Source organism: Pirellula sp. SH-Sr6A (genome assembly GCF_001610875.1).
GTDB lineage: Bacteria > Planctomycetota > Planctomycetia > Pirellulales > Pirellulaceae > JBKCUI01.
The window spans coordinates 4,340,099-4,353,343 of record NZ_CP011272.1; the positions used below are offsets into that span (position 1 = coordinate 4,340,099).

Annotated in this window: 12 protein-coding genes; 8 read left to right on the top strand and 4 right to left on the bottom strand. The window is 54.9% G+C overall.

Annotated features, from left to right (window positions below):
• Positions 1–5 precede the first annotated feature (5 nt).
• On the top strand, positions 6–641 hold the full coding sequence (nadD, locus tag VN12_RS16590; RefSeq protein ID WP_146677882.1) for a nicotinate (nicotinamide) nucleotide adenylyltransferase: 636 nt from the start codon (positions 6–8) through the stop codon (positions 639–641).
• Here nadD and VN12_RS16595 read toward each other — a convergent pair.
• Complete coding sequence (locus tag VN12_RS16595; protein ID WP_146677883.1) at positions 602–1,663, bottom strand: SAM-dependent methyltransferase; 1,062 nt, start codon at positions 1,661–1,663, stop codon at positions 602–604. The genes nadD and VN12_RS16595 overlap by 40 nt on opposite strands.
• 285 nt (positions 1,664–1,948) lie before the next feature.
• On the opposite strand from VN12_RS16595, the gene infA reads away from it, so the two are divergent.
• Complete coding sequence (infA, locus tag VN12_RS16600; RefSeq protein ID WP_146677884.1) at positions 1,949–2,170, top strand: translation initiation factor IF-1; 222 nt, start codon at positions 1,949–1,951, stop codon at positions 2,168–2,170.
• Between the two features lie 352 nt (positions 2,171–2,522).
• The gene (locus VN12_RS16605) at positions 2,523–4,217 is read left to right on the top strand and encodes a hypothetical protein (RefSeq protein WP_146677885.1); all 1,695 of its coding nucleotides are present in this window, start codon (positions 2,523–2,525) and stop codon (positions 4,215–4,217) included.
• 221 nt (positions 4,218–4,438) lie between these two features.
• Here the strand turns inward: VN12_RS16605 and VN12_RS16610 are convergent, their stop codons facing one another.
• Positions 4,439–6,454, bottom strand: a complete 2,016-nt coding sequence (locus tag VN12_RS16610; RefSeq protein ID WP_146677886.1) for a DUF1549 and DUF1553 domain-containing protein — start codon at positions 6,452–6,454, stop codon at positions 4,439–4,441.
• 13 nt (positions 6,455–6,467) lie between these two features.
• The gene (locus tag VN12_RS16615; RefSeq protein ID WP_146679964.1) at positions 6,468–7,976 is read right to left on the bottom strand and encodes a DUF1501 domain-containing protein; all 1,509 of its coding nucleotides are present in this window, start codon (positions 7,974–7,976) and stop codon (positions 6,468–6,470) included.
• Between the two features lie 91 nt (positions 7,977–8,067).
• Here VN12_RS16615 and VN12_RS16620 point away from each other — a divergent pair, with 91 nt between their 5' ends.
• On the top strand, positions 8,068–9,663 hold the full coding sequence (locus VN12_RS16620; protein ID WP_146677887.1) for an FG-GAP repeat domain-containing protein: 1,596 nt from the start codon (positions 8,068–8,070) through the stop codon (positions 9,661–9,663).
• On the opposite strand, the gene VN12_RS16625 is transcribed toward VN12_RS16620, so the two are convergent.
• Positions 9,660–10,487, bottom strand: a complete 828-nt coding sequence (locus tag VN12_RS16625; RefSeq protein ID WP_146677888.1) for a hypothetical protein — start codon at positions 10,485–10,487, stop codon at positions 9,660–9,662. The genes VN12_RS16620 and VN12_RS16625 overlap by 4 nt on opposite strands.
• A 197-nt stretch (positions 10,488–10,684) precedes the next feature.
• On the opposite strand from VN12_RS16625, the gene VN12_RS16630 reads away from it, so the two are divergent.
• The 4 genes from VN12_RS16630 (at position 10,685) to VN12_RS16645 (ending at position 13,238) form a co-directional block, all read left to right on the top strand.
• Positions 10,685–10,978, top strand: a complete 294-nt coding sequence (locus VN12_RS16630; RefSeq protein WP_168164468.1) for a DUF1330 domain-containing protein — start codon at positions 10,685–10,687, stop codon at positions 10,976–10,978.
• 153 nt (positions 10,979–11,131) lie between these two features.
• Complete coding sequence (fliP, locus tag VN12_RS16635; protein WP_146677890.1) at positions 11,132–12,094, top strand: flagellar type III secretion system pore protein FliP; 963 nt, start codon at positions 11,132–11,134, stop codon at positions 12,092–12,094.
• Between the two features lie 49 nt (positions 12,095–12,143).
• Complete coding sequence (fliQ, locus tag VN12_RS16640; RefSeq protein ID WP_146677891.1) at positions 12,144–12,419, top strand: flagellar biosynthesis protein FliQ; 276 nt, start codon at positions 12,144–12,146, stop codon at positions 12,417–12,419.
• An 18-nt stretch (positions 12,420–12,437) separates the two neighbouring features.
• Positions 12,438–13,238 (top strand): flagellar biosynthetic protein FliR, encoded by an 801-nt coding sequence (locus VN12_RS16645; RefSeq protein WP_146677892.1) that lies wholly within the window; start codon positions 12,438–12,440, stop codon positions 13,236–13,238.
• Positions 13,239–13,245 lie beyond the last annotated feature (7 nt).

Here is a 13,245-nt window from a genome sequence, read left to right on the forward strand (position 1 = left end):
GAATCATGCAACGCATCGGTATGTTTGGTGGCTCGTTTGACCCGATTCACATCGCCCATCTCATCCTGGCGGAGTGCTGCCGAGAAGCCTTGGAATTGGAGCAAGTCCTATTCATTCCGGCGTTTATTTCCCCCCTCAAGCAAGACTCCCATCCCATCGATGCCAAACATCGTGTCGAGATGATTCGACTGGCGATAGGCGGTAATCCTGCCTTCCGTATCGACACGCGCGAGCTGGACCGAGGAGGGGTGAGTTATACGATCGATACGGTACGCGATTTGAGGCAGGAGTATCCGAATGCGGAGTTGGTTTTATTGATGGGAGCCGACTCGGTTCGAGATCTTCCAAAGTGGAGATCGCCGGGGGAATTGCTCGAGTTGGTTTCGATAGGCGCTATATCGCGTGGTGGGCTCGGTGAGCCACCGTGGGAGTCAATCCGCGGTTTGGTCAACGAGGAACGCTGGCTTCAATTGCAGAAACGAATCGATGCACCGCAGTTGGAGCTGAGCTCCGGTTCGCTGCGACAGCGGATCGCGTCAGGGCAGTCGATACGTTATCAAGTCCCTGCACCGGTTGAAATGTATATCCAACAACATCAGCTTTATTTCAATGCGGCCAAGCAGTACTCGCGGCGGTTGTGAGCCAATTGCCGAGCGTCGACCCGGGAGTATCCCCAACTGTGGACGCGTTCCAAGTGATCCGGGATCAACTTTGCATGTTCCCAGTCGGAAAGTTTGATCGTGAGAATCAGGCCTTCGATGCGGGAGGTGGGGTAGGTCACGATGGCCTCGATTGTATCGAGCGTGTAGTTCGGGGCGACGTTGGCATCGCAAATCAAGTACTTGAACGGGGCGAACTCCTTTCGCTTCACTTGTAGCGAGCGTGAACGCCAATGCGTGAAGGATGGATGGTTTGCGATCCTCTCGTCCATATCTGCAGGGTCGACACCGGTCACCTTGGCGCCGAGGTCGAGAAGAAGTTGGCAGGCGCCTCCGGGGGAGGATCCTATTTCCACGACACGATCGCCAGGCTTGATCGGCATCTCGCTCCATCGAATGGCCTCCGCCAGTTTCAAATAAGCGCGGCTGATCATTCCATCGGGAATGGGCGGGGCATAGACGCCGCCGGCCCAGCCGTCTTCGGTCGTTTGAACCGGTTTGGCTGCCAACCACCAACGATTCGGTTCATCGAGGCAAACCTCCAGAATTTTGGTATCCGCAGAGGCGATATGGTCGCTCGAGGCCCGCCGGGAGTCCCCTCGTTTGTCCAGCGCTGCGTTGAATTTTTCGACCAAGAACGAAGCCAGAGCCGATCGCCCCGGTTCGAAGCCATGCCAGCCGGGTTGGGCGATGTCCCGCTGCCAAATGTGGAGGTGCTCCCAATCAAGTTCGCCCACCTTCTGCAGGATGGTCTCGATCATCGGCTCGGCCAACTCCCCTTCGAGCCGTTCCAGCACATGCCCTCGCGAACGGATCAGGGGGTGATCGGGAAGGGAACGAGACCAAGGTGGAGTAGCAAGGTTCGATTTAAACGTAACGAATCCCTTTTGCGAGTAAGCCAATCGGTAAGGCCCGAGCGGCTCGCACAGCAGCTCCTTGAGGATCTTCTCGGCGCCGTGCTGGCATGCTGCGTAAACAAAGGGACTGGTGAAGGGTTGGTTCATGCGTTGGGTGAGGAATCGGGAGGACAAAGCGAAAAAGATCGCTCTGCCACGGATGGAGGGCGCTCGACGGAGGACTTGGGATCCGCACAAAGAGATAGCATGATATTTCGTAAATTCTTCATGAACCCTCTGAAAGTGGAGAGAAAAGCGTACTTTTCAGACTCTTTGAAGTGGACGATGGTCGTCGTGCTCGCCTATAACTATGCAATCGGCGGCAGAATTGTTTGACGCATGACACCATCCGCCGGGGGGACCCCGCCCAGCAGTATCCAGCCCTAGAGATTTATGGCAAAGAACGAAGAAGCATTCGAAGTCGAAGGTACCGTAACCCAAGCGTTGGCCAACACCCGTTTCCGCGTCCAGTTGGAAACAGGTTCGGAGGTTCTCGCGCACGTGGCCGGAAAGATGCGAAAGAACTTTATTCGTATCGTCCCCGGAGACAAGGTAAGGGTTGAGCTTTCCCCTTATGACCTGGGCAAAGGTCGAATCGTCTTCCGAGAACGGTAAGCCGTCCCCGTCGCGAGCGAGTCTAGGCTCCGTCGAACGGCACCTTCGAACGGCGTTGATCGCTGTCGTTGTCGCTCTCTCATGGGTAGCGGATCCGCCCAGTTATTGGCTTGCACCTCGCGGGCCGCTCTCACTCCGTCGGCCGCCATCTTCTACGGTTCACCGCGGAATTTGCTCTGTTCTCAGCTCGCAGCCCACGCGCCACTTCGATATATTTCTTGGCGGGCGAGGATAATGTTTTGTTCCAAGATGCCGAGTTTTGGGGCGAATTGGTTTCGCTCGGTTGCAGATGCCATCCGTATTTCGCTCGCGTTCTCTTGTCAGTGAAGTTTTGATCGTCTAGGAGTCTTAAATGAAGATGAAGTGGTTTGTTCGTTCAAGTGTCATCGCTGCCCTCGCGTTTGCAGCTCCGACACCAGCCGATTTGCTATATGCGCAGGGAGCGAAGAGCCAATCAGCTTCTGCCGTGATCGAAGAGGCAGAGGATGCCTCTGTCGTCGTCGTCGGATTGGCACCGGTCGATACGATGCTCCCCAACGTCCAGCACTTGGCCCGCCTCATCGCAGGTGGTGGGGGCGCAGGTACGGTCGCAACCCTGATCAAACAATACACGGGCGGCCTCGATACCGCGCGTCCAGCTGGGGTCTTTGTGGAACTAGATGAGTCGGGAACTCCTTCCCCCATCGCATGCCTTCCCCTGCGTAACTTGGACGAGTTCTTTCAACAGCTTGTGATCTTCGGCGAACCCGAAGACCTCGGCGACGGACTCTACTCTTTCAACATCGGCAACTCGATCTACCTTCGCAAAGTGGAAGGCTGGCTCGTGGTTGGCCAATCCGAAGATGCTGTATTGAATTTCGATACGACCGTCGCGGAGAACTTAAAAGGAATGGTCGCGAAGTACGATTTGCGCGTCCAAGTCAATCCGCAAAACATTCCTGATGAACTCCTCCAGTTCTTCATGAGCCAAATGCAAGCTGGCATTGAACAGGGTATGGCGAGCAACCCGAACATGAGCGAAGAGCAAGCCGAAGCGGCCCGTGCAAATGCAGAGCAAATGATGGCGAGCTTTCAAGAAGGCATCGAAGGCACCGAGAAGTTCGTGATCGGTCTCGCTGTCAACAAAGCCGACAAAAAGACGATGCTGGACGTCGGTACCAAGTTCGTCGAAGGCTCCAAGTTCGCTACCCAAATCGAGAAGGTCAAGGGAAGCATGGCGACCCTCGCCGGGATTCCTCAAGACGCATCGATGATGAGCGCTCAATCCTTGCAACTGATCGCTCCCGAAGAAGTCAAGCAACTGGAAGACACGATGAGCTCCTCGATCGAAGCTGCGTTCAAGCAGATCGAAGAGAATGCGAAGAATCCCGAAGATGCTGCCAAAGCAAAGGATTTCATCAACCGACTTGTTGAGCTTGTCATGGACAGCGCTCGCGAAGGAAAAATGGAATCGGCTCTCAACATCACCGTGGAGAAGAATCTCAATGCCGTCGGTAGCTTCACCGTGGCAGACGGAAAGAAAGTCGAAGCCCTCGCTGCGGAAGCGTCGAAGGCTCTCGCCACGGAAAAAGACGTACCCGTCAAACTTCAAGTCAATACGGGCAAGCACGCCGGTGCAAACCTTCACAAGCTGACCGTTCCCCTCCCACCCGAAGCGGACGATTCGGCTCGCAAGGTGTTCGGCGATCAAGTCACCGTTGCCATCGCAACCACTCCGAAGGCCGTTCACTTGGCATTGGGCAAGGACTGCGACACGGTGATCAAGTCGACCATCGATCGCGTGACCGCAAAGCCATCGTCTCCAGCGGAAATGGTCAAGGCTCGTTTCAATTTGACCCAACTCCTCACCTATATCCAATCGATCAAGTCCAATCCTGTCGTCGATGCCATGCTGGAAACAGCATCCGGCGGCGCTGACAAGGTGATGGTCGATTCCAAGGTGGGGGATCGCGAGTCCGTCGTTCGAATCACCTTCGAAGACAACGTGATCAAAGCGATTTCTTCCGGCGCAAAGGCTGCTCAGGGTGGTGGGCAAGGGGGCTTCTAGGCCGACTTGAACCGCTTAAAGCGAAACCGATTCGTGAATCATCAAGAAGGGGAGAGTAAAAACACTCTCCCCTTCGTCATTGAGTGCCCCCAGCATCTCTCGCTTGAGTCTCTCGCATCGACTTCGTATACAACCATTCGCTTCCGGGCCAGAAGGCTTGGTGCGGGTACGCCTACGGCTGACTCTTCAACGATTTGCTGTACGCGGGATACGAAGAAGTCTTAAGGAACGAAGAGGAATTCATTCGTATTGAGGAGCACGTTTGCCAACTCGGCTGTCGTGGCTTGTTCGAGATAGCGCATGCTTTGTTCGAGCTCTGATTTCGATGGTCCGCGGCAGAGGATGCGTTCGAACAAGGTGGTAACGATTTTCTCCTGATCATTAAACAGTACGGTGATTGACGCGTCGATCCTTTGCGCTGCTTGCACGGCGAGCTCGCTATTGAGCTGCGCGAGAGCTTGCGGAGCGACGATCGAGACATCGCGCCGGCCGCATGAAGTAGCGTTCTCGGGCTGGTCAAAAGTCTCCATCCAGGGCAGTCGCAACGTACGCTTCTGAATCAAATACAAGCTCCTCACATTTTGTTTGGACGGGGGTGAGGGATACCACCCTTTGGTTTTCTCTTTGTTATCGTCGAGAATCGCCGGATTGGTTTGGAGGATGTCTTGGCTCAAATCAGGCCACACTGGTTTGTCCACCTCTTCCAAGATGAGCAGCCCCGAGGTCGATAGGATAGCATCGCGCAACTCTTCGGCTCGCAATCGATGCAACGTTCGGCGCGGACTTGCCCACCGAGCCGTTTGCGGCGAAATCGTGCCCATCGCATCAGAAACTGCGATCTGCCGGTAAGCGTGAGAAGTGAGGATCAGCCTCTGGATGGATTTGATCGACCAACCACTCGCCATCAATTCGGAGGCCAAGTAATCGAGCAAAGGCAGATTGCTCGGTGTCGCTCCCGTCCAACCGAAATCATTCGGCGATTCAACCAGTCCAACTCCGAAATGATGCTGCCAGAGTCGATTGACCAATACGCGAGCTGTCCATGGATTTTGGTCCGATCCGATCCACCGAGCTAACGCAGTTCTTCGACCTGTTGTCTCGCCATGGGAAGGTATCGAGATCTCAGGAGGGATCGGAAATATCACGCTTGGAAAGCCGGGAGTAACTGCTTCCCGTGGTTGTCGATGATCTCCTTGGTAGAGCACTCGCGTTTCCTCCAGCTTGCCCACCGATTCACGAACCAACAACGCGTCGGAACGGGAATTGTCGATCTGGCACGCGGCAAAGAAGGCTCGAAAGCGGTAATGGTCCGCCTGGGACAAGGGATCGGTCTTGTGATCATGGCATCGGCAACACCCCATCGTGAGTCCCAAAAACGCGCTGGCGGTCGTTTCGGTTAAATCTGCCATCCACTCCGACCTTGCCCGGTCTTCCTCTTGAAAGAGTTTGGCCGCATTGTCATAGGGTCCCAATCGCAAATAACCGGTTGCGATCAACGAATCAGGAGTATTGTCAGCCGTGGATTCAACTGAAGGTGCAACAGATGGTTCTGTGTTTCCCTCCATCAGCTCGTCGCCCGCGAGCTGTTCCATAACAAATCGATCGAATGGCTTATCGTGATTCCAAGCTCGGATGACATAGTTGCGAAATCGCCAAGCCCCTGGACGAAACTCATCCCAATCGAATCCATTGCTATCGCTATAGCGCACCGCATCCATCCACATGCGAGCCCAGTGCTCTCCATAGCGAGGGGAATTCAAGAACAAATCGATCTGCTTGGTATCCCGATCAGGAGCCACATCCAGCTCGTACTCGGTCCAGTCTTCGTGACGGAGCGGCAACCCGGTAAGGTGAACAGAGAGCCGCTTCAACCAAGTTTTATCATCCACGTCAGGTGCAGGTGTTTGTTCAGAATCTTCCCATTGTGCTAATAGAAACGCATCGATCGGGTTCCATACCCAGTCCTGGTGCTCCACCGCGGGAACGTTGGGGTTGGTGATGGGGCGAAGGGACCAGAGTTGCAGCCGAGCATCGCCAAAAAGTTTGCGAATCGGATTTTCGGGATTGTGTAGCTCCGCAAACTCCATCGGCTTGCTCGGTTTGGAATTAAAAGCGGGGGTTTCCTCAGCAAGGGCCGTGCACGATAGCGAGGTGAGCAGGGCGGCGCTGCAGCATACTTCTCGGGCGAGCAGGAAGCGGGGGACACCTGATCCAAATCGAAAGAAAGGCAATCTCATCGCGGGCTCCGTTTCATCCCTGGAGCAAGTCCAAAAGTGGTTTTGCTGACCCGGAGACCCCGGTTAGCCGCTCGTCCCGACCGTTGACCAGGTAAGAGAGGTCTTCGCAGTCAATTCCCATGGCGTGGAGGATCGTGGCATGGAGGTCTCGAAAGGGAATAGGGCGTTCGACGGCCATCAACCCAATCTCGTCGGTCGCGCCGATCCGCAACCCGGGGCGAATCCCACCTCCGGCCATCCAGATGGTAAACCCGGCCGCATTGTGCTGCCGCCCCTTGTCCCCCTGCATCATAGGTGTCCTACCGAATTCGCTCGCCCATATCACTAACGTACTATCTAGCAGCCCGGTTTGCTTGAGGTCATTTAGCAATGCCGCGACCGGTTGGTCGGTCCATCTCGCTCGCGGAGTATGGTTCTCGACCAATTTGCTATGCGCGTCCCAACCATCTTTATCAGGCATGTCGTAGAGCTGAACGATTCGAACTCCCTTCTCCACCAGCCTTCTCGCCAACAAGCACTTGCGTCCAAAGCTCTGCGTCCGCTTGTCTTCGTGGTCGAGCCCGTACATGGAATGAATGTGTTTCGGTTCATCCTCCAAACGCCCGATTTCCAATGCTTCCGATTGCATGCGATACGCGAGCTCGTAGGAAGCGATCCGGGCATCGAGTTCTTGCATACCCGGATGCTGTTGCTGGTGTTCGCGATTGAGGGACTGCATCAAGTCGATCGATTCCCGCTGGTGTGCTGCAAACGCAGGTGGAGGAATCAAATGGGGAACCGGTTCACCCAGCGAGCGGATTCGCGTCGATTGAAACGCAGGGGGAAGAAATCCGTTGCTGTAATTAGCGGATCCTCCCAATGGGCCCGCATCGAAGAGGACCACATAGCCAGGCAAATTCTCATTCTCCGAGCCGAGCCCATAGGTGATCCAAGAACCGAGACTCGCCTTCCCAGCCCGGACGTCTCCCGTATGTAGTTGATAACTGGCAGGTGCGTGATTGTTCGAGTCCGCCTGCATGGAATGGATCAAGCAGATGTCGTCGACGTGTTCAGCCATGTGCGGGAACAAATCGCTCACCCAAGTGCCCGACTGCCCGTACTGCTTGAAAGTATACGGGCTGGCTAAGATTTTGTCCTCACAGCCATGAAACACGTTCGAGTGCACCGACTTGTTCAACGCTTCTCGAATCGACTCGGGGACTTTTTGGCCATCTAGCTTTTGCAGTTCGGGTTTGTAATCCCAAGTATCGATCTGGGATGGTCCGCCGACCAGGAAGAGAAAGATGACCGATTTGGCTGTTGGGGCGAAGTGGGGTTGGCGGGCTGCCATGGGGCGAAGGGGATCGATGTGCCCGAGAGCATGGAGTGGCGGAGCTGCCCGTATAAGATCCTGGTGCAGGAGGGCCAAACCAGCGGCAGCGCCAAACCCTCCTCCGAGAGATTGGAGGAAGCCGCGGCGATTTGCCGTTTCGCGGAAGACACCACGCGATGGAGGGGGATTAGGAATTTGGTGGAGAGGCATAGCCGGTATAGTATACTCCAGCGGCACAAGTTCGTTGGCCATCGGGGATCCACCCCTTGTTCCTCCCCATCCCTTATCCATCTTTTGGGCAATGCGTTCCATTTCTGTTTGCTATCGACTCAAAGCCTGGTGCTTGATCGGGTGTTTCCTCGCGGGCTGCGATACATCTCCCGACTTGGAAACACCTTCCTCATCGGTTGAAGATTCGGTTACCAGCACCCGGGCTGCCCTGGACGAAGCGACCATCGGGAAGATCGAGCGGTTTTGCGGCGATTGCCACCCGCTACCTATCCCGACCACTTTTCCACGAGAGAAATGGGCCGAGGAAGTCCGGCAAGGATTCAAGTTCTACATCGAATCCAAGCGGACCGATTTGCCCGAGCCAACCCAGCGGGATGTCATTCGCTATTACGAGGAGCAAGCTCCCGAGTTGGTGGTCGTTCCGCGTGCCGATGAGATGAAAGAATCGCAAAGTCCCGTTCAGTTTCAACGCGGCGAACCTCTCGCGGTTGCAGACGTCGCACCCGCCACCGCACACCTTGTTTGGCAACCTGCCGATGGAAGCCTCCTCTTCACCGACATGTATTCCGGCACTCTGAAACGCTGGACTCCCCCGTCTCCATCTCCGTCTCCATCCAAAGTGTCAGCGACCGATTCTGTTCGCACGATCGCAGAGGGCAGGAACTTCTGCCGCGTCGTCCCATTCGATTGGGATGGGGATGGCCACATGGACTACATCGTTGGCGAAATGGGTAGCTTCCGCGTAGGGGACCATGAGAACGGTCGCGTTTCTATTCACTTCGGGGGCGAAGCTCCTGAGTCCATCGTGATCGCAGAGGGGATTGGTCGGACCGTCGAGGCCAAACCTTTTGATTACGATCAAGACGGGGATCTCGACCTTCTCGTCGTCGACTTCGGCTGGCGCGATTCGGGGTCGTTCAAGCTGCTGCGGAACGACGGTGGAGAGAAACGCTCGCCTCGTTGGAAGCTGGAAGTGATCGATGATCGGCACGGCGCGCTGGGGGTGGAATTCGCCGATCTCGATCAAGACGGCAAAATGGATTTCGTCGTCGCCTTCGCCCAGGAGTACGAGACCGTCGAAGCCTTTTTGCAACGCGAGAATGGTACCTACGAGAAGCAATTGATTCTTCAACTTCCCGATCCTTCGTACAATTCGAGCGCCTTTCAGTTGGTGGATCTCGATCAAGATGGGCGGATCGATGTCGTGCACACCTGCGGCGATGTCATGGATTCCTTACTCCCGAAACCCTACCACGGATTGCGATGGGTCAAGAATCTGGGGGATAGCAAATGGGAGAATCGAGAGTTGGGATTGCTCGTCGGAGCACTCCAATCCGCGGTGGCGGACTTCGACGGGGATGGGGATCTCGATATCGCATGCGTCGGCCTCTTTCCCCATGGTGGTAGTTCGGGGCCAGGCGCTTTTGACTCGATTTGTTGGTGGGAACAGAAAACATCGGGCGAGTTCCAAAGGCATAGCGTAGAACGGGATCACTGTTCCCATGCGTCATGCGTTGCCGCCGATGTTGACGGGGACTCTCGTATCGATCTCGTGGTCGGTGAGTGGTTGGATGACAAACAAAAAGGGGCCTTTCGGGTCTTCCGAAACCTTCCTGCGACAACCCCCGTATCATCTGCTTCGCACGACAGCAGCGAAGTGGACTAAAGCCCAATCGTTTTTTTCGTGAAGCGATCGACCGAGACAGCCCCTGGCTTGTATTCCAAAATGTCGATCACTTGCAAGGATTTGCCTGACTCCGACTTCGTCTCGATGGTCGCTTTCTTCGGTGCAACGGACTTGCCATGCGCTTCGTGCTCCAGCTTGCCGCTGATGATGAGACCTTCTTTTACAAAGCGATATCGAGAAGGGACAAAGCCTGCCACGTTGGTAAATTCGATTTCCCATTCGATTTGCGACTTGCTAGGCCCGATCACTTCTGCCTTCAAAAGGACTTTCTCGGGTGAAGTCGTGTCTCGTTTGAATGATAAGGCCACAATCTCTTGATCCTCTTTGTTTAAAAGCCAGTTCATTGGTATGGCGCTGATCTGTGTGAATGAATCGAGGATGTTTAATGACCGAGAGTAATCGTCTTCCGATTGTAGTTTGAGTTTGCCATCTGTTTTCACGGCACTGAACGAAACGGTAGGTGACGAAACTTGATAAATCGTCTTTCCGTCCTCCTCGATATCCTCGCGAAAGTACCCCTCCAGCTTGCTCGTGTCGACGCTGCCGAAGAATGTAACAGACTTGATCCGGTCGTAGTCTCGGGCGGGTTCATTCGCATCCTCTCCCGTCTCGCGCACGGTTGCTTTGCCATGTCCGTTGTACATCCCGATCGCAACGCTTTGAAGATCGTGGAGAATCTGTGTTGCCAAGGGATTGTCGATGCTCTTCATTCGGTCGGCGATACTTTCGGATCGTCCCTCGTCGGTCAGCCAACTGGACGTTAGCAGGACGAGCGTAGCGAAAAGGAATAGCGTAGTCTTCATGAGCGTGCTCCTCATTGTTTGCGGGGTGTGGGCCTGTGGGGTGATGGAGGTGTGGGGCGACCAAGAGTAGATATGCGAACTAGCCCTTAGTTTATGAGATGGGTGGAATCGACATCGCCCAGTATCGAGGTGATAATTTCAAGGGACTGGGATATCCGCCTTTGAAAACTTGGGAAGACAAACGTGGAGGAGAAGCTTTGGCAGCATACATTTTGGTGAGAGTCGAACTGACCGATCCGGAGCAATACAAAAAGTACACGCAAGAAACGCCGGCGGTGATCGCGCAGTACGGTGGCAAGTTCATCGTCCGAGGAGGCCCGATCGAGAACATGGAAGGCCCCGAGGAGACGGCAAGGATCGTTATCCTCGAGTTCCCGACCATGGACGACGCGAAGCGATTTTACCACTCTGAGGAGTATCAACGCGTTCGGCTCCTTCGCGAGGGTGCTGCTCAGGTGCAGCTTTTTGCCATCGATGGATACAAGGGATAGGAATGGCTCTCGGGACATCAAAGGTCCCTGATTTCCTCGACATCCAGGAGAGCGACGGAAGGCACCGATGGAGCACTTGGTCTAGATTTCAACGCCCGGATCCGCTACTTGAGTAATTCTGGCCAGAAAGGCGGAAATTCAAGCGGTGGTCCCATGCTAGCAAATCTCAACACTCCGACAGTCTCGCGAATTCGTTCGAGGGGCATTCGTTTGTTGGAATCGGCCTATGCGTTGGTTCTGGTCGTCGTCGCAAGCCTAGTCTTGAGTACTGCATCCAGCGCGATGGCTCAAACGAGCACGGACGATTTTCTGTCGCGAGCGCAACAAATCCGTGACAGTGCTCCGGTGAGGAAAGCCACAGCAGAGAACGAGCGGGCAACGGACCCTGGAAGCGGCCTCGAGCAATTGGTCGACCGAGTCGGGGGAGGTCCCGCAGAGTGGATCAGCCCCCGAGGGCTTTCGAGTTCCCTGCAAATCCTTTTATTGCTGACCGTTCTTAGCCTTGCTCCAGCGATCTTGTTGATGACGACATGCTATGTTCGCATCATCGTGGTGTTTGGATTATTGAAGCAGGCTCTAGGAGCCCAACAGTTACCTCCGAGTCAGGTCATCACCTCCATCTCGTTGTTTGTCACCCTTTTCGTGATGAGCCCGGTATGGAATCGCGTGTATGAGGATGCCATCGAACCTTATACAACGGAGGGTTCGCGCATGACCGCCACCGAAGCTTGGGACAAAGGAGTAGGTCCTATTCGCGAATTCATGATCCGGCAGATTGATTTGGCGGACAACCATGACGACGTCCATTTGTTCTACAGCCGGTATGCGCCAGGCAGCCAAGGCCCATCGAGCTTTGACGATGTTCCACTCCAAGTCCTATTACCAGCCTACATGCTCAGCGAGCTCAAGACTGCTTTTTTGATGGGATTCAAGATCTACCTCCCCTTCTTGATACTCGACATCGTGATTGCATCGGTGACGGTTTCGATGGGGATGATGATGCTCCCTCCTGCCTTGATCTCGACTCCATTCAAGCTCTTGCTATTCGTTTTGGTCGATGGTTGGCGACTGGTCGTTTCGATGTTGCTCGACAGCTTTGGAACGTTATCAACGTGACCGGTTCATTCTCCTTCCATCCCGCAACTCCCATTCAACAAGGTGACACATGACTTCGAGCGAAGCGGTGGATTTGGTCCGCGAAGCGATTTTGATGTCGCTGATTCTCGGTACTCCGTTGCTGGTCATCGGAATGGTCGTCGGGTTGGCGATTGGATTGATCCAAGCGTTGACGCAGATTCAAGACCAAACGGTGAGCACGGTTCCTAAGCTGGTCGCGATGACGCTGGGGATTGTCGTTTGCCTCCCGTGGCTGGCCGACCGAATGATCGATTATTCTCGCGATCTCTTTCACGAGATCCCGCTCCACGTCTCGAAGCGATAGTGCTTGAACGTTGCCCTCATGTTTGACAGCGTCGAGTTTTTAAAGAGTTTGCTTTACGGGCCGATGTGGACGTTTCTCTGCATCGTTAGTCGCATTGGCCCGATGTTGGTACTCATGCCGCCGCTGCAAGGGGCCTCGGTCCCCAACCGCGTCAAAGTGATGATTGTCTTGATGGCTTCAGCGACAATCACCCCGATTGTGATGGAGTATTCCACGCCTCTGCCCGGCAATCTCGCGGACATCGTACTGGGCATGATCAAGGAACTATTGCTGGGGCTACTTTTCGGATCTTCGGCGCTGATCATCGTTACATCGCTGCAGATCGGCGGGCAAGTCATCAGTTCGCTCGCGAGCCTCGATGTAGCCCAAGCCGCTGATCCGACGACGCAGGAGAGCATCACAGTCGTTAGTCAGATGCTCTCATGGGTAGCCATGATTCTGTTCGTCACGTTGGGGGGGCATCGCGTCATCATCGGCGCGTGTGTCGACAGTTTTGCAACGTACCCGGCGGGTGGCGTCCTTTTAGAAGAATTCTGGCTCTTGCATCTGCATGAACTGTTTGGGCACAGTGTAGCCATCGGACTGCGCGCCGCAGCACCTCCTGCGATCGCGCTGCTGTTAGCAAACTTTGTCACCGCACTGATCGGCCGCACGCTCCCGCAGTTGAACATCATTGCAGTCGGTTTCAATCTCAACGTGTCGATCCTACTCATCATCTTGACGTTGTCGATCACCAGTATCGGGTGGGTCTTTCAAGACGAATTCGTTGGCTGGATCGAACGCACGACGGAACTGTTTCCTGCAGGTGGTCGCAGCTAAAAAAGGG